This window comes from Chelativorans multitrophicus (assembly GCF_011317445.1).
Classification (GTDB): domain Bacteria; phylum Pseudomonadota; class Alphaproteobacteria; order Rhizobiales; family Rhizobiaceae; genus Chelativorans; species Chelativorans multitrophicus.
The window spans coordinates 1,184,572-1,205,701 of the sequence record NZ_JAAAPL010000001.1; the positions used below are offsets into that span (position 1 = coordinate 1,184,572).

General features: G+C 61.8%; 19 protein-coding genes and 1 tRNA gene. 15 read left to right on the forward strand and 5 right to left on the reverse strand.

Going from position 1 to position 21,130, the window contains the following annotated elements:
• Positions 1-32: 32 nt before the first annotated feature.
• The 6 genes from fumC (at position 33) to GNP00_RS05800 (ending at position 6,172) form a co-directional block, all read left to right on the forward strand.
• On the forward strand, positions 33-1,424 hold the full coding sequence (fumC, locus tag GNP00_RS05775; RefSeq protein WP_011579702.1) for a class II fumarate hydratase: 1,392 nt from the start codon (positions 33-35) through the stop codon (positions 1,422-1,424).
• Between the two features lie 115 nt (positions 1,425-1,539).
• The gene (locus GNP00_RS05780; protein WP_011579701.1) at positions 1,540-1,923 is read left to right on the forward strand and encodes a DoxX family protein; all 384 of its coding nucleotides are present in this window, start codon (positions 1,540-1,542) and stop codon (positions 1,921-1,923) included.
• A 221-nt stretch (positions 1,924-2,144) separates the two neighbouring features.
• Complete coding sequence (locus tag GNP00_RS05785) at positions 2,145-2,900, forward strand: TVP38/TMEM64 family protein (RefSeq protein ID WP_011579700.1); 756 nt, start codon at positions 2,145-2,147, stop codon at positions 2,898-2,900.
• Complete coding sequence (locus tag GNP00_RS05790; protein ID WP_011579699.1) at positions 2,878-4,305, forward strand: dihydrolipoyl dehydrogenase family protein; 1,428 nt, start codon at positions 2,878-2,880, stop codon at positions 4,303-4,305. Before GNP00_RS05785 ends, GNP00_RS05790 begins: the two co-directional genes overlap by 23 nt.
• 49 nt (positions 4,306-4,354) lie before the next feature.
• A complete protein-coding gene (locus GNP00_RS05795) occupies positions 4,355-5,881 on the forward strand; it encodes an ATP-binding protein (protein WP_011579698.1) in 1,527 nt (508 codons plus the stop codon).
• Between the two features lie 214 nt (positions 5,882-6,095).
• Positions 6,096-6,172 (forward strand) — tRNA-Arg (locus GNP00_RS05800).
• A 268-nt stretch (positions 6,173-6,440) separates the two neighbouring features.
• Here the strand turns inward: GNP00_RS05800 and GNP00_RS05805 are convergent.
• From GNP00_RS05805 to GNP00_RS23560, 3 genes are read right to left on the reverse strand one after another with little or no spacing between them, the layout of a single operon-like run.
• On the reverse strand, positions 6,441-7,772 hold the full coding sequence (locus tag GNP00_RS05805) for a GAF domain-containing protein (protein ID WP_011579697.1): 1,332 nt from the start codon (positions 7,770-7,772) through the stop codon (positions 6,441-6,443).
• Entirely contained in the window at positions 7,769-8,191 is a 423-nt protein-coding gene (locus GNP00_RS05810; protein WP_166015769.1) for a hypothetical protein, read from the reverse strand. Before GNP00_RS05810 ends, GNP00_RS05805 begins: the two co-directional genes overlap by 4 nt.
• Positions 8,188-8,319, reverse strand: a complete 132-nt coding sequence (locus GNP00_RS23560; protein WP_281354944.1) for a hypothetical protein — start codon at positions 8,317-8,319, stop codon at positions 8,188-8,190. The genes GNP00_RS05810 and GNP00_RS23560 overlap by 4 nt, the downstream gene beginning before the upstream one ends.
• 210 nt (positions 8,320-8,529) lie before the next feature.
• Here GNP00_RS23560 and GNP00_RS05815 point away from each other — a divergent pair, with 210 nt between their 5' ends.
• From GNP00_RS05815 to GNP00_RS05845, 7 genes are all read left to right on the forward strand, one after another.
• Complete coding sequence (locus GNP00_RS05815; RefSeq protein ID WP_011579695.1) at positions 8,530-9,210, forward strand: hypothetical protein; 681 nt, start codon at positions 8,530-8,532, stop codon at positions 9,208-9,210.
• 39 nt (positions 9,211-9,249) lie between these two features.
• Positions 9,250-10,629: an FAD-binding oxidoreductase gene (locus GNP00_RS05820; RefSeq protein ID WP_011579694.1), complete on the forward strand. Its 1,380-nt coding sequence runs from the start codon at positions 9,250-9,252 to the stop codon at positions 10,627-10,629.
• Between the two features lie 370 nt (positions 10,630-10,999).
• On the forward strand, positions 11,000-12,142 hold the full coding sequence (locus GNP00_RS05825) for a TRAP transporter substrate-binding protein (protein ID WP_011579693.1): 1,143 nt from the start codon (positions 11,000-11,002) through the stop codon (positions 12,140-12,142).
• Positions 12,143-12,292: 150 nt separating this feature from the next.
• Complete coding sequence (locus tag GNP00_RS05830; RefSeq protein WP_011579692.1) at positions 12,293-12,907, forward strand: TRAP transporter small permease subunit; 615 nt, start codon at positions 12,293-12,295, stop codon at positions 12,905-12,907.
• Positions 12,904-14,325 (forward strand): TRAP transporter large permease, encoded by a 1,422-nt coding sequence (locus GNP00_RS05835; RefSeq protein WP_011579691.1) that lies wholly within the window; start codon positions 12,904-12,906, stop codon positions 14,323-14,325. Before GNP00_RS05830 ends, GNP00_RS05835 begins: the two co-directional genes overlap by 4 nt.
• A complete protein-coding gene (locus tag GNP00_RS05840; RefSeq protein WP_011579690.1) occupies positions 14,315-15,667 on the forward strand; it encodes an amidase in 1,353 nt (450 codons plus the stop codon). Before GNP00_RS05835 ends, GNP00_RS05840 begins: the two co-directional genes overlap by 11 nt.
• Positions 15,664-15,825, forward strand: coding sequence for a hypothetical protein (locus GNP00_RS05845; protein ID WP_157038006.1), 162 nt, complete (start codon positions 15,664-15,666; stop codon positions 15,823-15,825). Before GNP00_RS05840 ends, GNP00_RS05845 begins: the two co-directional genes overlap by 4 nt.
• 34 nt (positions 15,826-15,859) lie before the next feature.
• Here GNP00_RS05845 and GNP00_RS05850 read toward each other — a convergent pair whose 3' ends face one another.
• The gene (locus GNP00_RS05850) at positions 15,860-16,345 is read right to left on the reverse strand and encodes a DUF6647 family protein (protein ID WP_343034308.1); all 486 of its coding nucleotides are present in this window, start codon (positions 16,343-16,345) and stop codon (positions 15,860-15,862) included.
• Positions 16,346-16,552: 207 nt separating this feature from the next.
• Between GNP00_RS05850 and GNP00_RS05855 the strand changes: the two genes are divergently transcribed.
• Positions 16,553-17,203, forward strand: a complete 651-nt coding sequence (locus tag GNP00_RS05855) for a response regulator (RefSeq protein ID WP_011579688.1) — start codon at positions 16,553-16,555, stop codon at positions 17,201-17,203.
• Between the two features lie 18 nt (positions 17,204-17,221).
• Here GNP00_RS05855 and GNP00_RS05860 read toward each other — a convergent pair whose 3' ends face one another.
• Entirely contained in the window at positions 17,222-19,672 is a 2,451-nt protein-coding gene (locus GNP00_RS05860; RefSeq protein ID WP_011579687.1) for an ATP-binding protein, read from the reverse strand.
• A gap of 209 nt (positions 19,673-19,881) precedes the next feature.
• Between GNP00_RS05860 and GNP00_RS05865 the strand changes: the two genes are divergently transcribed.
• Entirely contained in the window at positions 19,882-20,826 is a 945-nt protein-coding gene (locus tag GNP00_RS05865) for a TRAP transporter substrate-binding protein (protein ID WP_049764616.1), read from the forward strand.
• Positions 20,827-21,130: the final 304 nt, after the last annotated feature.

A 21,130-nucleotide genomic window follows, 5' to 3' on the forward strand; every position in this document is an offset into this window, starting at 1 on the left:
ATGGCCCCAGGACTGATGGGAGCAACATTTCAATGACGAAGACCCGCACCGAAACCGATACTTTTGGCCCGATCGACGTCGCCGCCGATCGTTACTGGGGCGCGCAGACCCAGCGCTCTTTGACCAATTTCCGCATCGGCGTGGAAAAGATGCCTGTTCCACTGGTGCGCGCCTTTGGCATCGTCAAGCTTGCCGCCGCGGAGGTGAATACGAACCTTGGAAAGCTTGATCCCAAGCTTGGCGAAGCGATCGTTGCGGCGGCACGCGAGGTGGTGGACGGGAAACTGGACGCGCACTTCCCGCTCGCCGTCTGGCAGACCGGTTCCGGCACACAGTCGAACATGAACGCCAATGAGGTGATCTCCAATCGGGCAATCGAAATGCTCGGCGGTGAGATGGGTTCAAAAAAGCCCATCCATCCAAACGATCACGTCAATATGAGCCAGTCGTCGAATGACAGCTTCCCCACCGCCATGCACATCGCGGCCGCCCGCGAGGCGGCGGAAGAGCTGTTGCCGGCGCTGGACCACCTGACCGCCACGCTGGAGGAAAAGGAACGGGCTTTCGGCGATATCGTCAAGATCGGCCGCACCCATACGCAGGACGCGACGCCTCTCACACTCGGCCAGGAATTTTCCGGCTATGTGGCAGCGCTGAGGCTCGGGCGAAAGCGTATCGAGGATGCGCTGCATGACGTGCATGCGCTGGCCCAGGGAGGCACTGCCGTTGGCACTGGCTTGAATGCGCCCAAGGGTTTCGACAGGGCCTTTGCGGATCGCGTCGCAGCCATCACCGGCCTGCCCTTCCGCACTGCTGAAAACAAATTCGAGGCCTTGGCGAGCCACGGAGCGCTGAACGCCCTGCACGGCACGCTCAACGCGCTTGCCGGCGATCTCTTCAAGATCGCGAATGATATCCGCTTCCTGGGTTCCGGTCCGCGCTCCGGGCTGGGCGAACTCAAGCTTCCCGAAAACGAACCCGGATCCTCGATCATGCCCGGCAAGGTGAACCCGACCCAGGCGGAAGCTCTTACCATGGTGGCCACGCAGATCATGGGCAATCAGACCACGGTCTCGATCGCCGCCAGTCAGGGGCATTTCGAGCTCAATGTCTTCAAGCCTGTAATCGCAAACGCCGTGCTGCAGTCAATTCGCCTGCTTTCCGACGCGATGCGCTCCTTCGCCGACAATTGCGTCAAGGGCATAGAGGCGGACGAAGTGCGCATTGCGGAGTTGATGCAGCGCTCGCTCATGCTGGTGACGGCCCTGGCGCCCGTGATCGGCTACGACAACGCGGCCAAGATCGCCAAGACGGCACACAAGAACGGAACGACGCTGCGCGAGGAAGCGCTGAGGACCGGCCTTGTGACGGAAGAGGAATACGACCGCATCGTGCGGCCGGAAAACATGATCTCACCGGGATAGCCCGCCACGCAAAGCATCTCTCTGGAAACACAGTGTCAACGGCCAGGCGGTAGTCCCGGCCGCGTGTTGACCTTATCTAGCCGGTTCGCTTTCTCGCTAACGGGTTAACACCATCATGTCAGACAATGCACTTGCTCTTCTTGGCCGCATCCTGCTCGCGGTGATCTTCATCTTCTCCGGCTTTGGGAAGCTCACGGCAATCGCCGGCACCGCCGGTTATTTCGGGAGCCTTGGCCTCCCCCTTCCGACCGTCACCGCCATTGTGGTCGGGCTTATCGAGCTTCTCGGCGGCATTGCCGTCCTTGTCGGCTACAAGACCCGGATCGCGGCCCTTGTTCTGGCAGTGTTCACGACTGCCGCCACCCTGGTGGCTCACATGAACCTGGGCGACCAGATGCAGCTCCTGATGGCATTGAAGAACCTCGCCATCATCGGCGGGTTCCTGGCGCTTGCCTCGCGCGGGGCCGGGCGACTTTCGCTGGACGGACGCAGCGCCTGAAACGGGCAGATAATAAAAGAGGGAGGTCCGCCGCTTTACGGCGGGCCTCTTGTTATGCGGGCAACCAGGCGAAAAAACTCACATTTGGGTGAATAGGGCCGTCCCATTCGTCAAAACGCGCTGATTCAGGCGAAAGCGGATTGCCGCTTTGAAGCGAAAAGGCCATTTACAGCCGGAACCATCATGAGTTTTGCTTGGCTGGATGCCTGGGAGGAAGCTGAATGCCGTGGCGCTTCGTGCCTCTCGGGCTTATCGTCCTGGTACTCGCGGTTGGCTATGCTCTTGGCTGGCATGAACATCTGAGCTTTCATGCGCTTCTGGAAAGCCGCGCGGCGATCAAGATGAGGATCGAAGCGCATCCCATTCTATCGTCTGCCAGCTTCACCCTTGCCTATGCGATCGCCGCCGCCGTCGCTCTTCCGGCCGCTGCGTTGCTGACGATGGCCGCGGGGTTCCTCTTCGGGTGGCTCTTGGGCGGCACACTGGTGCTGATCGGCGCCACCCTGGGAGCCACCATTCTGTTCCTCGCAGCCCGCACGGCCTTCGGCGGGCTGCTTCGCAAATATGCGGGAGGACGGGCAGCGCAATTCGCCAAGGGCTTCGAGGAAGACGCGTTCGGCTATCTTCTCGTGCTGCGGCTAGCCCCGATTTTTCCGTTCTGGCTGGTCAATATCGTCCCGGCCTTTTTTCAGGTTCGCTTGAGCACCTTCGTCGGCGCCACCATGCTCGGCATCATTCCTGCCACTTACGCCTATGCCTATCTGGGCCAAGGGCTCGAAAGCATTCTGATTGCCGCGTCCGCAGCCGGGGAGAAGATCGAATTGCATGATCTCGTTACGAGGGAACTTACCCTGTCCCTCGGCGGGCTTGCGGTGGTCGCAGCCCTTGCGGTCGTCGTAAAACGAAGGTTGAAAAGCAAGGCCACCGGGAGGGGCGAAGTGCCAATGGCGGGAAATGACCACCATCCTCAAACCTGACATTTGCGTGATCGGCGCAGGCTCGGGCGGATTGACCGTCGCGGCCGCGGCAGCGTCCCTTGGTGCTTCCGTCGTTCTTATCGAGCGGGGGAAGATGGGCGGAGATTGCCTCAACTATGGCTGCGTTCCTTCCAAAGCGCTGATCGCGTCCGCCAGACAGGCGCACCGGCTATCCCACGGAGGGAGTTTGGGAATTGCTGCTGTGGAACCTTCAATCGACTTCGCCCGCGTGGCTGGCCATATCGAGCAGGCAATCGCTGCGATTGCGCCCAACGATTCGAAAGAGCGCTTCACAGCGCTCGGCGTTGAGGTCATTTCAGCCCAAGGCCATTTCAAGGACCCACGGACCGTCGTGGCCGGAGGCAGTGAAATCCGCGCCCGTCGTTTCGTAATCGCAACCGGCTCCTCACCTGCCATTCCTCCGATCCCTGGGCTTTCTGATGTTCCCTTTCTCACGAACGAGACGACTTTCGGGCTGAAGCAAAGTCCGGCACACCTGATCATCGTCGGAGGAGGCCCCATAGGCATGGAGCGGGCGCAGGCGCACCGCCGGCTTGGCGCAGATGTTACGGTGCTCGAGGCCGATACCGTGCTCGGCAAGGAAGACCCTGAACTGGCCCTTGGGGTCAAGCAGGCTCTTTTGAAGGAAGGAGTCGCGATACTGGAACATGCGCGCGCCGAGCGCGTGGAGCGCTACAAAGGAACCGGCATACGGGTTCATGTGGCGGATGAGAAGGGCGCACACAGCATCGACGGCTCGCACTTACTGATCGCCACCGGGCGCAGACCGAATGTCGAGGCTCTGGCACTTGAAAATGCGGGCGTTGCCTATGGGCCGGGCGGTATCACGATTTCCCCTAAGCTCAGGACAACCAACCGACGCATTTTCGCCATTGGCGATGTGGCTGGCGGCCCGCAGTTCACGCATGTCGCGAATTATCATGCGGGGCTGGTTATCCGCGCCATTCTTTTCCGCCTGCCTGTAAAGGCGAATCACGAACACATTCCCAGGGTGACATTCACCGACCCCGAACTCGCCCAAATCGGACTGACGGAAAACGAAGCCCGGAGGAGAGGCTTGCAGGTGAAGGTGCTGCGCTCCTCATTTTCCGAAAACGATCGGGCGCATGCCGAAGGACACACGGACGGTTTCATCAAGCTCATCGTGGGTCGGCGCGGACGCATTCTCGGCGTCTCGATTCTAGGCCGAGGCGCCGGTGAAATGATGCATTTCTGGTCCCTCGCACTCTCTCGACGCATGAGGGTGCACGATATTTCGCAATATGTTGCGCCCTACCCCACGCTTGGAGAAATCGGAAAGCGTGCCGCCCTCTCTTATTTCGCCGAAGCGGCGCGCAGCTCATCCGTGCGTGGAATATTAGGCTTTTTGCGGCTATTTGGCTAAGTAGGGTGATCATTGTGGGAACCACCACCTGTGCAGCAGCGGAACAGGAATGGCCGAGGAGAAGCGTCAGGAAGGAACCAAGACCGAATTAGACGCGAGTCGGGCCGTGCCACTGACCCGCGGTCTCTCGACGAAATTGCTTTTCCTGACCATCCTCTTTGTCATGGCGGCGGAGGTGCTGATCTTTATCCCGTCGGTCGCCAATTTCGGCCGGCAGTGGATGGAGCAGCGGCTGCGCGAGGCAGCGATCGTCGGCCGTGTCCTCCTCGATGGAGAGGCGGGCAATCTCAGCCGGGAGGCTAGCAACGACGTTCTCATGACGGCGGGCGTGAGCGCCATCGCGGTGCGCGACGGGAACACGTCCCGCCTCCTGGTCGTGTCGCATATGCCGCCGGCCGTCGACGCGCATATCGATCTTGACCGGTTCGATGCTTTAAGCGCCGTTCGGAAGGCTTTCGGTACCCTGTTCTTTGGTGGCGGCCGCATCTTGCGCGTCTACGGCCATGTAGGACAGAGCACAGCGCAATACGAAGTCATCTTACCGGATCGTCAGCTGCGGGCGGCAATGCTGATTTACGCGCGCAATGTGGCGGCCATTTCATTTCTCATTTCGCTTTTCACCGCCACACTCGTTTTTTACGCAATCGACCGCATCATGATCGGACCAGTCCGCGCCATGACCCGCTCGGTGCTCGCCTTCGGTGCGGCGCCGGATAATGCCGAAAACATCATCGAGCCGGAAAGCCGCAGCGACGAAATCGGCATCGCGGAGCGGGAATTGGCAGAGATGCAGAAGGCACTGCACCGGACGCTTGGTGAGCGCAAACGGCTTGCGGAATTGGGCATGGCGGTCTCCAAAATCAATCACGACATGCGCAACATGCTGGCGTCTGCGCAGCTCATTTCGGATCGCTTGGCCCTCAGCGCCGATCCAACGGTGCAATCTCTGGCTCCAAAACTCGTGCGCATGCTTGACCGGGCAGTGGCGTATTCCCAGGGAGTGATCGCCTATGGCCGGGCGCAGGAGGCGCCACCCTCGCGCCGCCGGCTGCGTCTTGCTCCACTTGTTGAGGATGTGCACGCAAGCCTTGCGATCGATCCGGGGAGCGGAATCGAATTCGTCAATGAAATCGATCCGCTATTCGAGATCGAAGCGGATGCCGACCAGCTTTTCAGGGTGCTTTCCAACCTCTGCCGAAACGCCGTTCAGGCCATGACGGGCGAAGCGGATTCGGCGCTCGTACGGCGCCTCACAATCTCGGGGCGCCAAGGGGAAGGACTGGCGCGAATTTTTGTCGCTGATACCGGGCCGGGGCTTCCGCCAAAAGCGCGTGAAAACCTGTTCACAGCCTTCCGCGGCTCGGCTCGGACCGGCGGCACAGGCCTCGGGCTTGCCATCGCGCAGGAGCTCATACGCGCGCATGGCGGAGAGATCGAGCTTATGGAAAGCGGAAACGGGCGTACGATCTTCTGTATTACCATTCCTGGTCCGACCCCTGAGGACTTCCATCGGGAGAGCACGGAAAGCAAAAATGCCGCCACAGAGAATGGCCCAACGGCACCGCGGCAGCAGTAATCCGCGGCAACCCGCATCGGCCTTCCGCCTGCGGATACGGCTCCGCCATCTTGGCTGGAGAATGTTTCGCTGGCAGCCGTCCGTTCTGGGTAGGTGTGCTGATCTGGGCATTGGAAAAATCGCATTTGAGCGCTTGCTTTTGCCTCTCTCAGTCGTTAGGTAGGCGGCGTTCAACCGTCGGGGTTCACCCCTACGATGGTTCGGTTGGCAGTAGGCGCCCGTAGCTCAGCTGGATAGAGCACCAGACTACGAATCTGGGGGTCAGAGGTTCGAATCCTTTCGGGCGCGCCATTCTTTTCCAAGCATTTAGCTCAATAAGGCGGGAGTTAGCCCTGGCCTTCTTTCTGTCGTCAGCCTGTCGTCGCCTGAGAGCTATACGCTCTTGAAGTTCTATCCCTTGGCTTGGATTTGGTGACCCGGAGGATACGCCGGATCAGCCAGGCGCCATCGCCGCTGGTCCTCCCCTGAGTCGAGTCGGGTGGATCGCTATCCCAGTCCGGATTTGAACCTATGCCTTTTGGCAGATCTCTGCCTCGTCGCCATTCCCATACTTGGAGGCTTATATCTCCTCCAGGACAAGGCGGCCTTCAGCCAGAAATCGGAACCGGCCGCGGCCGCACTTTTCGATGGCGATGCCGGCGTCGCGCTCGCACAGACGGCGCTGCAGCAGGACCAGTCGTGCTTCAAGATTTTCAGCATATTCCGGCAAGCGCAGCGCCGGGTCCAGGCGCAACTCACGATTGGTGAATTCGATGCGGCCGCCCTCGGCGCGCTCCTGTGCGATCTTCCACAGGATCGCGCCGGCGACACCTTTGATGAGGTAATCGTTGCCGACAAACACGGTATTGTCAGCGCGGTAGTGGCGAATACGTATTTCACGGCCGGTGACTTCGCCCGGCGCAACCCGCGAGGGGGCCTTCTCGAATGCTTCCTCCTGCTGCAACAGGAGGCTCAACGCCGAAAGGTGGCTTGCGACCAGCGACAGGGCGTCCTCCTCCTCATAGCCAAACTGGTTGGGCTCGGCGCTTTCGGCGAAGAGGACTCCGATTGCGCTGCCATCGTGGAGGATCGGCATTGCGATCTGGCTCTGGGGGGCCTTCAGCCCCGGATAGGGAATGGCCGTATTGCCTTCCAAGTGGAGCCCGGCCGCGCGCGCAGTATCGCGAATTGCGGTGCCGTAGGAATATTCCGACGCCATGCGGCCGATGCGGATCGGCACGCATTGCGCAGCCGCTACGCCGATGACGCCTTCACCCAACCCGACCTCCGATCCTATGCCGGAGACCGGATAACCACGCGAGGCGACGGTGTAGAGCCGGTCCGTGGTACGGTCGAGCATCATCACCATGGAGTGCTCGATGCCGAAATGCTGCTGCAGGCCCGCCAGCACCGCGTCAAACAGCTCCCCCAACTCGTCGCAAGTTGCAATCTGCTCGCAGGCGCGGCGCGCGGCCGACAGAAGGTTGAGGCCGATCGGCTGCGGCATGGTCGTGCTGGGCAGCGCCTCGATCTCCTGAACCCGGAAGACATCCGAACCGAGCAGACGGAAGACCCCCTGCATGCCGCTGTGCGAGGCAATGCCGGCAAGCTTGGCGCGCATGGCCTCAAAAAGGGGCCCGCTCGTCTGCGTTTCGAGGTATTCGAGCGTCAGCCTGTACTGAGCGTTGGTGTCGGGATCCACGACCGCCACAGAGGCGCGTTTCGTCGTCAGGAGATTGCGGCGGGTCTTGTTGAAGAACTGGTAGGATAACGCGACGTGCTCGGGATCGACATACTGAACCTGGGATATCAACGATACGTTCGGGGTGCCGCTGGCATCAGCAGTGGCGAGCACAGACGGGACGATCCCCTCGAGGCAGTTGCGGATGGCCGGAAGCTTCAACGGGGTCATGGGTTCAGCTCCGCACCCGCGCCGGGGCCAGGCGTCTGCACGAAGGCGGCTTCGAGGGTAAAATCCACTGCAACGACAGTATCGGGGTCGACGCTGCAAAACGCCTCCGCAAAGGCCGGAGGATAACCGACCTCGACCAGCTCCCAGCGCATGCCCTGGCTCTGCCGCACTGCTTCCAGCCTGTCCCCTTCGTCCGGCATAGTGACGACGGCTCGCGATCCCTTCACCTGGATCGAACGGTGGGTAACGGGCTGACTGAATGTGACGGCAATGCCGGCCCCGCGCTCCACCATCGCCAGCAGCGCCTCGTTGCCCGGTCGCGGCAGCAGGAGCCGCATCCGATCCTCGGGCAGAATGAGGCAGCCGCATCCCAGGCCGGCGACCGGCGCTTCGGCCGGGCGGCACACCGCGACGATCACGCTGAGGCCGCTCTGACAAAAAGCCGCGAGCTCGGGGTCAGCACGCCAGAAGTGCCGCCCTCTGCCGCGTAGGCGCGGCGGGCGGCCAGATCGATATCCGGCGTATGAGGCTGGGATGCACGTGGCATGGCTCGCCTGCTATCGCTCCGTCGAGTGGTTGGCCTTAATGGACGTAAGAAAATGCCCCTCCGCCTATTTTAGCATTCTTTTACGATTTCTTGCAGGACCATTTAGCGAGCGTACGCGACCGCCCTGGATTATTTCACCAGCCATCGACGCCGGGCGTCACGAAACAGCCGCGGCGTACGATTTTCCAGACCGAACAGAGGATCAGAACGATGAAACCCACGATCTTGGTCGTGTCCGCCGCGGCTTTGCTGACGGCTACCGCCGCTTTCGCCTGTAACATTCACGCCACCCCTGTTGCCGCCACCCTCACCGACGATGCGGTGCGTATCGACGCCTCGTCCAAACCCATGCCCGGAGAGCCGAGCCTCGCCGAGATCCGCAAGGCCACGGAGCGCTTCCGCGATGTAAACATAGCTCTCGCAGAAGGTTACCTCCGCGACCCCGGCAACATGTGCGAGACCGCTGAAATGATGGGCCTGCCGAAGTCGCTTGGCGGCATGGGCATCCACTTTTTCCGCCCGGACCTGCTCGGCATCTCCGCCCCGCCCAACCCGCGCGTCGACGGCGTCGGGACGCACACGGATTTCGTCAATCCGGCGGTCCTCATTTATGAGCCGCAGGCTGACGGCTCGCTCGAACTCGTCGCGGTCGAGAATCTCGTTTTCGCCAAGGCTTGGAGCGAGGCAGGCAATGACGGCCCGCCATCGTTCCACGGACTGCCATACGACACCATGATCGACGATCCAGCGACGGCCATCGACGAGGCACATAATTTCGAGCCTCATCATGACCGGCATGTCTGGCTTTACCGCGAAAACCCGAATGGCATCTTCGCCCAGTTCAATCCGCGTGTGACGTGCGAGCACCATGAGATCAAGCACAGTCACTGAGCCGCATTCCCGCGAGCCGCGAAAAAGGAGGACAGCAACATGCATATCGATGAATTGAGAAAGGCGGTTCGCGGGGCGGTGACGACCCGTGAAAGCGCCGAATACGAGGCCGTCCGCACGGGATTGTTGTGGAACGCCCGCAAACCGGACCGCTTTCCTGAAGTTGTCGTCAAAGCGATGGACGCCGGCGACGTGCAGACGGCGGTGAAATTCGCCGCCGCCAACGGAATGCGCGTCTCCGCGCGCGGTGGCGGCCACCACTTCTCCACCATCGCACTGCAGGATTGCGTGGTTATCGACCTATCGGCGATGAATGCGCTGGAAATCGATGCCGTAGCCGGCACCGCGCGTGCGCAGCCTGCGGTTACCAATGGCAGGCTCGCCGCGGCGGCGGCCGAATACGGTCTCGCTTTTCCCACCGGTCACTGCGCCAGCGTGCCTTTGTCGGGCTATCTGCTCGGCGGCGGGTTCGGCTGGAACGCCGGTGCCTGGGGCATCGCCTGCCACAATGTGGAAAGCGTCAAGGTGGTGCTGGCCGACGGTTCACTGGTGACCGCGAGCGAGGCGGAGAATGCCGATATTTTCTGGGCTGCGCGCGGAGCGGGCCCGGAGTTCTTCGGCGTCGTGACCGAATACAGGCTGCGCCTGCACGAACTGCCACGAGCGATCCGCACCAGCGTGTGGGTCTACCCGATAGGCGAGGTGGATGCGGTGGAGCGCTGGATGAGCCGGACGATGCGAACCGTGCCGCGCAATGTCGAGTTCACGGCCGTGCTCTCCTCAGCACCGCCGCCTCTTGCCGGCAAGGCGACAAAGACGGTCTCGGCGGTTGCGACCATTTTTGCGTATACGGAAGAGGAGGCACAGGCCACGCTCGAAAAAATAGCGGCCGGCGCACCGGAAAGCGCGCTCGACATCCAACTCGGGATGGAGACGCCTTTCGAGGTCCTTTACCTGATCATGGGGCAATTTTTCCTGGAAGGGCGGCGCTACGCGGCCGACACCAACTGGTCGGCCGATCCGGCCCTGCAGATGGCGATCATGGCGGAAGCGATAGAGGCTGCTCCTTCGGCGGAATCCTTCGCGCTCGGTGTCGTGTTGCCGCCGCCGGACGGCACCATGCCGGACGCCGCCTTTTCCATGGTTGGCCCGGCCTTCGGCTGCACTTATGCGATCTGGCAAGACGATGCCCAGGACCAGGCGGCTCTCTCCTGGGTGCGGGCGACAAGCGAAAAGATCGCGCCGATCTCCCTCGGCCACTATATCGGCGAGGCCGATCTCGATATCGCCGGCCGGTCGCACCGTTCGTTCTCGCCTGAGGCATTAGAACGGTTGCGGCACCTGCAGCGCAAATACGATCAGGCCGGCCTGTTCCATCGCCCCGAACCGGACGTGGAACCGCTCAAAAGAGCCGGTTGAAGGCACCCAGTCCTCCCGCAGGAGGACTGGACGCCCTCCAATTTGGGCTCGATCATATGCCGCCGAGACGACTGAAAGGAGCCCCCCGGCTGAATGGATTGGATACGGGTCATCAACATCACGTGTTATACGAGAGAATAAGGTCAAGGCTCTTTCCCAACTGTACGTTTTTCGAATAAGCTTTCCGCGTGCTTAGGTATGGCGAGTGTTCGTGAGGACCTGGATTCGTTCTGTGGATTAATCCAGGGAATACTCGCCAGTATCGATGCTGAGGTCCCATCGGCGGAGGGTCGGCTGGGGTTCCCTGCCCGACTGTCGGCGGATGTTGGCCGTGCACCAGCATCGCAAGACTTGAATGGGAGGAAAATTGATGACCAACTCCATAGAGTTTCATTCCGCTCCGACACCCCGTCGGACGTTCCTCAAGGGTAGCCTGCTCGCCGCTGGAGGTGCTGCGGTAAGCCTTGCTGCACCTGCGGTACGGGCGCAGAGCCCGGTTGTCGTAAAGATGCAGACATCCTGGCCTTCCGGCGACATCTGGATGGATTTCGCCCGCCAATATGTCGAGCGCGTCCACGAGATGTCGAACGGACGAATCCAGATCGACCTTCTGCCGGCAGGCGCAGTGGTCGGCGCGTTCCAGGTGCTCGACGCCGTCAATGACGGGGTGCTCGACGCAGCCCATACGGTGCCTGTCTACTGGTACGGCAAACATAAAGCAGCATCGCTTTTCGGCACGGGCCCGGTTTGGGGCGGCAGCGCACTCAACATGCTCGGCTGGTTCTACCAAGGTGGCGGCAAGGAGCTCTATGCCGAGCTCACCCAGGAGATCATGGGCCTCAACATCTATGGCTTCTATGGTTTCCCGATGCCGGCTCAGCCCTTCGGCTGGTTCAAGAACCCGGTCACCACGGTGCAGGACCTGCAGGGCTTCAAATACCGGACGGTGGGGCTTGCCGCCGACCTGATGCAGAAGCTCGGCATGAGCGTCGCCCAGCTTCCCGGCGGCGAAATCGTCCCGGCCATGGAGCGCGGGGTGATCGACGCGTTCGAATTCAACAACCCATCCTCCGACCTGCGCTTCGGCGCGCAGGATGTGGCGAAGAACTATTTCCTGGCCTCCTATCACCAAGCTTCCGAGTCCTTCGAGTTCCTGTTCAACAAGGACTTCTTCGACGATCTGGATCCGGACTTGCAGGCGATCCTCAAATACGGGGTCGAGGCGATCACCTCGGCGAATACCGCGCTTGCCCTCGATCAATACTCGAAGGACCTGCAGGCGCTGCAGGATGAGCATGGGGTCACGGTACACCGCACTTCGCAGGAGATCCTGGATGCTCAGCTCAAGGCCTGGGACGAGCTCATTCCCGAGCTGGAGCAGGACGACTTCATGAAGCGATGCATGGATAGCCAGCGCCAGTGGGTCGAGCGCACCGTGTTCTACGAGTTAATGAGCGCACCCGACCTCACGCTTGCCTACGAGCATTATTTCCCAGGCAAGCTGAAGACCTGACGCCGTTCCGGACGCGCCCGTGTTCCGTCACCCCCTGCGGTGGCGAGAGCGCGGGCGGACGCCCGCAACAACTGGCGCAAAGCAGTTCGCAATCCTGCGCATGGCGACCGCGCCAGCCATCAACCCGCCTTTGGTGAGTGACATCTCACGATGACGAATCTTATCCACTTCATTGACCGCATCACGGGCTGGTTCGGCCGCGCCTTCGCGTGGCTGATCCTGATGATGGCCTTCGGCATGGGCTATGAGGTTGCGGTTCGCTATCTCTTCAACGCGCCCACCGCCTGGGCTTTCGACATGTCATACATGCTCTACGGCACCCTTTTCATGATGGGTGGCGCCTACACGCTTTCGCGCAACGCCCATGTGCGCGGAGACTTCCTCTACCGCCTCTGGCGGCCGAGAACCCAGGCGACCGTCGAGCTGGTTCTCTACTTTCTTTTTTTCTTTCCCGGCGTTCTGGCGCTCGTCTTCGCCGGCTGGAAATATGCGGGGCGCGGCTGGCGCTATCTCGAAGTCAGCACCAACTCGCCGGCCGGCATCCCGATCTTCCATTTCAAGACGGTGATCGTCGCCGCCGGCATTCTCCTGTTCATCCAGGGCATCGCACAGGTCTGCCGGTGCATCTTATGCATCCGCACGGGCGAATGGCTTCCGCACGAGGAGGACGCAGTGGAATTGGAAGATCAGCTCATAAGGCAGGTGGCGGCGGGCCACGGCGAAGATGCCGCTATGATCGCCGCGGGAAGGAAGCCAGAAAAATGACCGACCCGCAGATCGCTATCATGATGCTCGGGATCTTCATCCTCTGCATCTTCCTCGGCTTCCCCATCGCCTTCACGCTGATGGCCCTAGGTGTGGGCTTCGGCTACTATGCCTATTTCGACGCGAGCCGGATGTGGCGCTCCTATAACCGTGCGGTGGAGGACGGCGCCGATAGCTGGACGCTGATCCAGACCTGGATCGATGGCTTCTTCAACAACCGCATCTTCGACCTGTTCGTGAACCAGACCTACTCGGTCATGGCGAACGAGGTGCTGACCGCCGTCCCGCTTTTCCTGTTCATGGGCTACGTCGTCGAGCGCGCCAACATCGTCGACAAGCTCTTTTCCACGCTCTACATCGCCGCGCGGCGCGTGCCCGGGGCCATGGCCGTAGCCGCGCTGATTACCTGCACGCTTTTCGCCACCGCCACCGGTATCGTCGGCGCGGTGGTGACCCTGATGGGACTGCTCGCCTTTCCAGCGATGCTGAAGGCGCGCTACGACACGAGCTTCGCCTCCGGCGTGATCTGCGCCGGCGGCACGCTCGGCATCCTCATTCCGCCGTCGATCATGCTGATTGTCTACGCCGCGGCTTCCGGCGTCTCGATCGTGCGGCTCTATGCGGGCGCTCTTCTGCCCGGCCTGCTGCTCGCCGGGCTCTACTTGGTCTACGTGATCGGGCGCGCGATTCTTCAGCCCTCCGTAGCGCCCAAACCAAGCAAGGAAGATGTGGGCGATACGCCGATCGGCACGCTGCTGTTCATGATCGTCACTTCGTTCCTGCCGTTGGCCTTCCTCATCCTCGCCGTGCTCGGCTCTATCCTCTTCGGGCTGGCGACGCCGACGGAAGCTGCTTCCGCGGGCGCGCTCGGCGGTCTCATCCTGGCGGTCGCCTATCGCGCCCTCACTTGGCAGCGGCTGCGCGAATCCGTCTATCTCACCATGAAGACCACGGCCATGGTCTGCTGGCTCTTCGTCGGCTCCTGGGTGTTCTCCTCGGTTTTCTCATATCTCGGCGGAGAAGGCCTGATCCGGGACTTCGTCACCGGCCTCGATATGTCGCCGATCATGTTCCTGATCCTGGCGCAGATCATCATCTTCCTCCTTGGCTGGCCGCTGGAATGGTCGGAGATCATCATCATCTTCGTGCCGATCTTCCTGCCGCTGCTTGCGCATTTCGACGTCGACCCGCTGTTCTTCGGCATCCTCGTGGCGCTGAACCTGCAGACATCATTCCTCACCCCGCCCATGGCGATGTCCGCCTATTACCTCAAGGGCATCGCCCCACCGCAGGTGAGGCTGACGCAGATTTTCGCGGGGTGCATGCCGTTCCTGGTGATGGTCATTCTTTCCATGATCATCGTCTACATCTTCCCCGGCACCGTCTACACCCTGCCGGAGCTGGTCTATGGCCGCTAAGCGCATCTCCACTGCGGAACCCACCGCGCTCGGAGCGCGCGAGGCGGCCTGGCGCATCGCCGAGGGAGCGCTGTCCTCGGCGGAGCTGGTAACGGCATGCCTGGAGCGCATCGACGCCGAAGAGGAGCGTGTGCAGGCCTGGGCCTTCCTCGACCGCGGCAAGGCCTTACGCGAAGCCGAAGACCGCGACCGCCGCCGCAGGCTGGGCCAACCGCTCGGGGCCCTGCACGGGGTGCCCGTCGGCATCAAGGATATTATCGACGTTCGAGGTATGCCGACCGGCAACGGCTCGCCGATCGATGCCGGGAGGATGCCCTTCGAGGACTCAACGCTCGTGCGCCGGCTTCGCGCCGCGGGAGCCGTGATCCTCGGCAAAACCGTGACCACCGAGTTCGCCTACTACCAGCCCGGAAAAACCCGCAACCCGCACGACCCGGCGCGCACGCCGGGTGGCTCCTCCAGCGGCTCGGCAGCGGCTGTTGCCGCAGGCATGGTGCCGCTCGCGATCGGCAGCCAGACCAACGGTTCGGTGATCCGCCCCGCTTCGTTCTGCGGCGTGGTGGGCCTGAAGCCGTCCTTCGGCGCTATCCCTCGTACGGGTGTGCTCCGGCTGGCGCCGAGCCTCGATCACATGGGTGTCTTCGCGCGCAGCCTTGAGGACGCGGCCTTCGCCGAGATCCTCATGGGCGCCGACGGGCGGGATCCGGATGCGCGCGAAAGTCCCGGTCCGCTGTCCGCCACGGCGCTCAGCGATCCGCCGGTCACCCCTGCCCTGGCCTTCGTCAGGACTCCCGCCTGGGAGCGCGCCGAGGAGCCAACGAAGGCTGCTTTCACCGAGCTCGTGGAAGCGCTCGGAAGCGGGATCGATCAGGTAGACCTGAGCGAGCACTTCGCCGGCGCCTTCGGCTGGCACCAGACGGTCATGTCCGCAGAGATGGCGCGCAATCTTGGGCACCACGTCGAGCATATGCCGGACCTATGTTCGGAAAAGCTTCGCGCAATCGTCGCGGAAGGCCGCGCCATCGCGGCCCCGGACTATCTGGCGGCGCGCGACATGGCGCCTGTGCTGCGAGAAACGCTGACCCCGATTTTCGAGCGTTTCGATGCGATCATCACGCCGGCGGCTCCAGGCGAGGCTCCCGTGGGAGAAGCTACGGGCGATCCCGTCTTCTGCACCCTTTGGACCTTCTGCGGCCTGCCTTCTTTGAGCCTTCCGCTTCTCAACGGCCCGAATGGGCTTCCCGTCGGCGTCCAGCTCGTCGGCGCTCCGGGGCAGGATGCGCGGCTTCTTCGCACCGCACGATGGCTGGTGCGCCGGCTTCAGGATGAGGTAATCGGATGACGGACAAAATACTTGCAGCAGTCGCCCTTGCTGTCCTGGCGCTGTTTCTGGCTGTGGTGCCGATCTTCGTTCCGAGCCCCGACCTGATCGTGCTCGCCGTTCTCTGCTTCCTGTTGGCGACCTTCGACTTCTGGCGCCAGCTCTTCCGGCGGCGATGATCAGCGCCGCCCCGATGCGCCTGGGTGCGATGGCTCAATACATGCAGCTCGTTCGCACCAGAATGGTCATCGGATCGATCTTGAATTCTTCCTCCAGCTTTTTGCCGAACAGCTCCAGCCACCGCGCCTGGGCTTGATAGGCGGGGCGTTCGCGCGCCTCGGAGCACTCGTATTTCAGTGCGCCGGCGTTCTGGAGATGATGGACCATCTCATGCAGCAGCATTGAGACATGGGCCGACGAGGCGGGTGTCCAGTCTGAAGGCAGATAGATCGTGCGGCTGACATCGTCATAGATTGCGTGAAATTCGTGGCCCGTGTCGGGCGACGTGCCTTGCCCGATCTCAACCACCCCATGCGAGCGCTCTGCCGCCAGCCGCTCGCGGCGCACCTCAGCCATCCTGGCCGCCGAGACAAATTCGATACGAGGCTTTTCATCGATTGCCGGCAGGCCGAAATTGACTGAAAGCCAGATTGCCATAACCGTAAGCAGATCCTGCATCGCTTGCCTCCATGACCGCAGCGGTGGTTGCCGGTCTCAGCGAAAGGATGGCGGACCCTCTGCCATTCGTGAATCATGCGGCAGTCCTGCGACCAAGGTCTCGGCGGCGAGCGCGGAAGGCCTATTCCATTGTCGTGCAACGGAAAATCTCGCGGTGACGTTTCATCGGGGCGTGCTTTGGTCCTGGTCCTGAAGTATGGTGGGATCGAATGAAACGAGCCGCCGCCGATGAAGGTTCTTCTCGTCGACGATCATGTGCTGATCCGGGATGCGCTGCGGAGCGTCCTGCGCGAGGTGTGGGACCGCGCGGCGATTATCGAAGCTGCGGACGCCCGGCAGGCCATGCACTCCATCGAGGCCAATCCGGATCTCGACCTGGTCCTGCTCGACCTCACCCTGCCAGACGGCAATGGCTTTGACACACTCAGCCGAATTCGCGAGCGCCATCCCGCCATGGCCGTGGTTATTCTATCGGCCAGTGACGACCGCGACGCGATTACCAGGGCTTTCGAGCTTGGCGTTGTCGGTTTCATCCCCAAGTCGGCCCAGCGCGAGGTCATGCTGAGCGCGCTGAAACTGGTCTTCTCGGGCGGCATTTATGTTCCGCCGGAAGTTCTCGGCCGGCCACAGCCTCCGCCAGCCACTGCACGGCCGGAGCTTTCGCCCTCCCTGTCAAAGCTTGGACTTACCGAACGCCAGCTGGAAGTGCTTGCGCTCATGATGCAGGGTAAGAGCAACAAAGCGATCTGCCGCGAGCTCGACATTGCCGAGCCCACCGTGAAGAACCACGTCACCTGCATACTAAAGGCGCTGAAGGTCTCAAACCGCACCGAGGCGGTGATCGCGGCCAGCGCTCTCGGGCACGGCGACGTAAGATAGCCGGATAGCCGCCTGGTTCTAGTGCACCATCGTCGTTGCGTTTCCTGCCCTCAGGAGTTGGTTCAGCATGGCCCTCAGCCGCATCGGCGTCACCGGTTTGTGCAAGAGCTGGTAGCCTTCCTCACGAGCATCGCGCAGCCGTTCGGGAGCCGTGTCGCCGCTGATGAGAAACGCTGGAATGGCAGCTCCGTATCCTTCGCGCAGATGCCTGATCGCCTGGATCCCCGTCCTGCCATCGGCAAGCCGATAATCGGCAACGATAAGATCCGGCCGATGCCGGTCAATCGCAAGCTGCGAGAGCGCGGCCGTGCCGGAAGGGGCCGCCACTACGCGGCACCCCCAGCTTCGCAGGATCCCGCCCATACCTTCGAGCACGAGCGGATCATCATCGATGACCACCACCAGTTTTCCTGCCGCGGGGTCAGAAATCACATCCGTGACGGATGCTTCGATCAGGCCGTGCTGCCTGGCCGCAAGCGGGACGGAAACAGAGAAACGCGAGCCGCGATTCAGCCGCGAACTCAGCTCGACCCTATGGTCCAGCAGACGCCCGAGCCGGTCGACAATGGCAAGGCCGAGCCCCAGCCCGGCGCTGCTATCCCCCTTGGCCAACCGGTAGAATTCGCCAAACACCGCCTGCTGCTGATCGGCCGGAATACCTGGACCTGTGTCGCAAACATCTATCCGCAACTGGCCACTCCTAAAGCGCCCGCCGATCAACACGCCACCGCGCGACGTACAGCGGACAGCATTCGACACAAGGTTGAACAAAACGCGTTCCAGCAGGACGAAGTCACTGCGCACCCAGGCATGGCTTGGGACGATGATCAGTCGAAGCCCCTTCTCGCATGCGGCGTCTACAAAGGTCGTCTCGATGCGCTTGAAGAGGTGATTGACAGGGAACTCGGTGAACTCCGGCTCAAGCACGCCTGCCTCCAGTTTCGACATGTCGAGCAGAGCTTCGAGGAGCTCGTTGACCGATCCCACCGCGACATCGATACGACCGACCAATCTCGCGCGCTCGACCGGGTCAGCCTCATTGCGCAGTTGGGCGATGAAAAGGTTCAGCGCGTGGAGGGGCTGGCGCAGATCATGGCTTGCGGCGGCGAGAAAGCGCGACTTGAACGTGTTGGCCGTCTCCAGTTCGGCCGTGCGTTGCCTTACTTCCTGCTCGAGGAGATCGGCCGCTCGCGCTTTCTCGGACAGCAGCTTGTCGCGCTCCAGCGTGTTCTGACGGAAGACCTCGACTGCTCGGGCCATAGCCGCGATTTCGTCACTCCCCTCCGCGACTACAGGTGTCTCGAGCCTGCCGCGGATGATGGCGAGCATGCCGTCACTTAGCGCGGTAAGGCGGCGTACAATGTTTTTTCCCACATAGAGCCATACGATCAGCACCGAGGTCAGTAGGCTCAGCGCTACCAGAAGGACGAGGGCGCTCGCGCTTTGCCTCTGCACCAGGAGCGCATCCTGGATCGCCATACCGATGTCTGCCTTGGCCGCATCGCCGAGCCGGTCAATCGCAGCACCAAGCTGCGAGGATAGCCTGGCGGTCTCGGCGAGCAGGTCCTCGCCCTGTTCGACAAGCATGAGTTCCTCGCTGCGAGCCTGGGCGATCGCTTCATCTCCCTGGGCGAGTCCGCGCAGTTTCGCTATTTCTTCCAGAAAGAGCGGCCGCAGCCTGGGATCGAACTGTTTGGAGATCTCGGCGAGATCATCGAAAGCAAGTCCGAGCTGGAATTCGAGCACCGGCAGCCGGGCTGGCTCATTTGTGGTGGAGGCTTCGATGAGCATGTCGGCGGCAGCGGATGCGCGCGCCTGCGCAGTTCGCATCAGCCGCTGCAACTCGATCAAGAACGAGAGCCGTTCAGGGCCGCCGGCCTGGCTTGTCGGATCGCCCTTGCCTGCCTCGACCAGCATCGCGGATTCCCTGCCCACGACCTCCAGCCAAGGTGCGAGCAATCTCTGCGTTTCTCCCTCGATCTGGAAAACCCGGCTTCTCAAAAGCCCTATGCGCTCGTTTATCACGAGCCGGCGGGCAACCAGCTCATCGAGAGCCGCCAGATTGGCGGCCAGGGAGGAAACGGTCCTCTCGACTTCCGAAAGCAGCGGCAGTCCCGCGCTATCGCGCTTCAGCCGGGCGAGCGTCGCGTTCAAACGCCCGACCTCGGCTGCGAGCTCGGCTTTCACTTCGTCTCGCTGCGCCCGCCCGCTTGCCGAAAGTAGAGCTGGCGCCGCGGCGATGATGCGCTCGGCCGAGCGCGAGAGTTCGAGCGCCGAGAGTGTGGGCGGGACACGCGTATCGATGACCTCAAGTCGTGAGCCGACCTCGCGGAAAGCGTACATTCCCGCCGCGGCGGCTAAAACCGCGAAGGCTGCGATTGCAAAGAAGGCGAGCAACAGCCGCGCGCGCACACCGAGCCGATCATGGCGCGGCAAACTCTTCGCCTCTGCGGCTTCCAACGTGGTCACAGCCAAACCACTCTCGCGCGTTTTCGTGCTAAAATTAGCACAAGGCTGAAAGAAGCGTTGCAGCAAAATGGAGGCCTTCGATGCGACGCAGGGATGTTCTGGCGGCAGCAGGAGCAGTCGCGGGCGCGACGTTCGGAGTACCGGCGCCGGCAATCTCGCGGGGTGCCCGACGGCTAAGGATGGTGACTGACTGGCCCGAAGGGCCCGGTATGCTGCCCAGCGCGCGGCGGTTGGCCCGGACGATAGCCGATGCATCGCACGGCCGCATCAGTATCGAGGTTTCACCCTCTGGGGCGGTGGTGCGTCCGTTCGAGACCTTCGATGCGGTACAGGCGGGCGTGGCGGACATGTTCCACTCCCACATCGGCTATTTCGAACAGAAGTCGCCAGCGCTCCATTTTTTTTCGACGGTACCGTTCGGTTTCACTGCGAATGAATTTTTCGCATGGGTGCAGTACGGTGGCGGCCAGAAGCTGTGGGACGAACTTGCTGGTCAATTCAATATAAAGCCTCTCGTCTGCTGCAGCACTGGCATGCAGATGGGAGGCTGGTTCCTCAAGGAGATCACCTCCTTCGACGAGATCAGGGGCCTACGATACCGGATGGCAGGCTATGGAGCGGAGGTGCTGCGCCGCCTTGGCGCAGTGGTCGTGCTTCTGCCGGGTGCCGATATCGTGCCTGCCCTGCAGTCGGGGGCCATTGATGCGTGCGAGTGGACAGGGCCATGGCTTGATACTTCTATCGGCCTGCACAAGGTGGCGAGTTGGTATTATTATCCTGGCTGGCACGAGCCGGGCGCCGCCTTGACTCTGGGTATCAATAAACAAGTGTGGGAGAGTTTCGACGGAGGCGACCGCCGGCTAATCGAGGCAGCAGCGGCTGACGAATTCACCCGATCACTGGCGGAATTCAACACCAATAACGCGTTGGCGCTGCGTAAGCTCACTGCTGAAGGCGCCGTCAAGATCGGCAAATTCAACGATGCGATTCTGAAGACCTTCGCCGCCGTCAGCCAAAACGTCATCAACGAAAGCAGCTCTGGTGATGAGCTTTCCCGAGCGATTTACCAGAGCTACTCTGATTTCAGAGCCCTTATTCGCCCTTGGGGCGACATTGCCGAAGGCGCCTACTTCAAAATACGCGACTTCGGGTGATCGGTGCAACACGCCGCTTGTCGAAGGCGAGGGAAATCGCCTTAGGTCGCGTGCACGGCAGATCATCTCAACCGGCTCAAACGCCTTTTAGATTTTCATTGATGTCGGCGCTTTCCGCCGCTTGAGAATGCCCCTTTCGCAATATGAGGTGCGCTTGGCGTTTCGGCCCGTGGCAAGACGGCACTGAATGACCGCAGGTCGCTGCGATTTAAGTTGACATTGATAATCATGTTTTATAGCGCTGGCCTCAGGCAGCCACGCTCCAAGCATCGGGCGAAGCAACCAAAAAAGTCTCTTGGTTAGC

What these genes read in the sequence shown, in the direction of transcription:
- GNP00_RS05830 (WP_011579692.1), top strand. Translation starts at nt 12,293, where the DNA reads ATGACGAATCTTATCCACTTCATTGACCGCATCACGGGCTGGTTCGGC.
- GNP00_RS05820 (WP_011579694.1), top strand. Translation starts at nt 9,250, where the DNA reads ATGCATATCGATGAATTGAGAAAGGCGGTTCGCGGGGCGGTGACGACC.
- fumC (WP_011579702.1), top strand. Translation starts at nt 33, where the DNA reads ATGACGAAGACCCGCACCGAAACCGATACTTTTGGCCCGATCGACGTC.
- GNP00_RS05865 (WP_049764616.1), top strand. Translation starts at nt 19,882, where the DNA reads ATGCTGCCCAGCGCGCGGCGGTTGGCCCGGACGATAGCCGATGCATCG.
- GNP00_RS05795 (WP_011579698.1), top strand. Translation starts at nt 4,355, where the DNA reads ATGGCCGAGGAGAAGCGTCAGGAAGGAACCAAGACCGAATTAGACGCG.
- GNP00_RS05855 (WP_011579688.1), top strand. Translation starts at nt 16,553, where the DNA reads ATGAAGGTTCTTCTCGTCGACGATCATGTGCTGATCCGGGATGCGCTG.
- GNP00_RS05835 (WP_011579691.1), top strand. Translation starts at nt 12,904, where the DNA reads ATGACCGACCCGCAGATCGCTATCATGATGCTCGGGATCTTCATCCTC.
- GNP00_RS05825 (WP_011579693.1), top strand. Translation starts at nt 11,000, where the DNA reads ATGACCAACTCCATAGAGTTTCATTCCGCTCCGACACCCCGTCGGACG.
- GNP00_RS05790 (WP_011579699.1), top strand. Translation starts at nt 2,878, where the DNA reads ATGACCACCATCCTCAAACCTGACATTTGCGTGATCGGCGCAGGCTCG.
- GNP00_RS05815 (WP_011579695.1), top strand. Translation starts at nt 8,530, where the DNA reads ATGAAACCCACGATCTTGGTCGTGTCCGCCGCGGCTTTGCTGACGGCT.
- GNP00_RS05845 (WP_157038006.1), top strand. Translation starts at nt 15,664, where the DNA reads ATGACGGACAAAATACTTGCAGCAGTCGCCCTTGCTGTCCTGGCGCTG.
- GNP00_RS05840 (WP_011579690.1), top strand. Translation starts at nt 14,315, where the DNA reads ATGGCCGCTAAGCGCATCTCCACTGCGGAACCCACCGCGCTCGGAGCG.
- GNP00_RS23560 (WP_281354944.1), bottom strand. Translation starts at nt 8,319, where the DNA reads ATGCCACGTGCATCCCAGCCTCATACGCCGGATATCGATCTGGCCGCC.
- GNP00_RS05805 (WP_011579697.1), bottom strand. Translation starts at nt 7,772, where the DNA reads ATGACCCCGTTGAAGCTTCCGGCCATCCGCAACTGCCTCGAGGGGATC.
- GNP00_RS05785 (WP_011579700.1), top strand. Translation starts at nt 2,145, where the DNA reads ATGCCGTGGCGCTTCGTGCCTCTCGGGCTTATCGTCCTGGTACTCGCG.
- GNP00_RS05780 (WP_011579701.1), top strand. Translation starts at nt 1,540, where the DNA reads ATGTCAGACAATGCACTTGCTCTTCTTGGCCGCATCCTGCTCGCGGTG.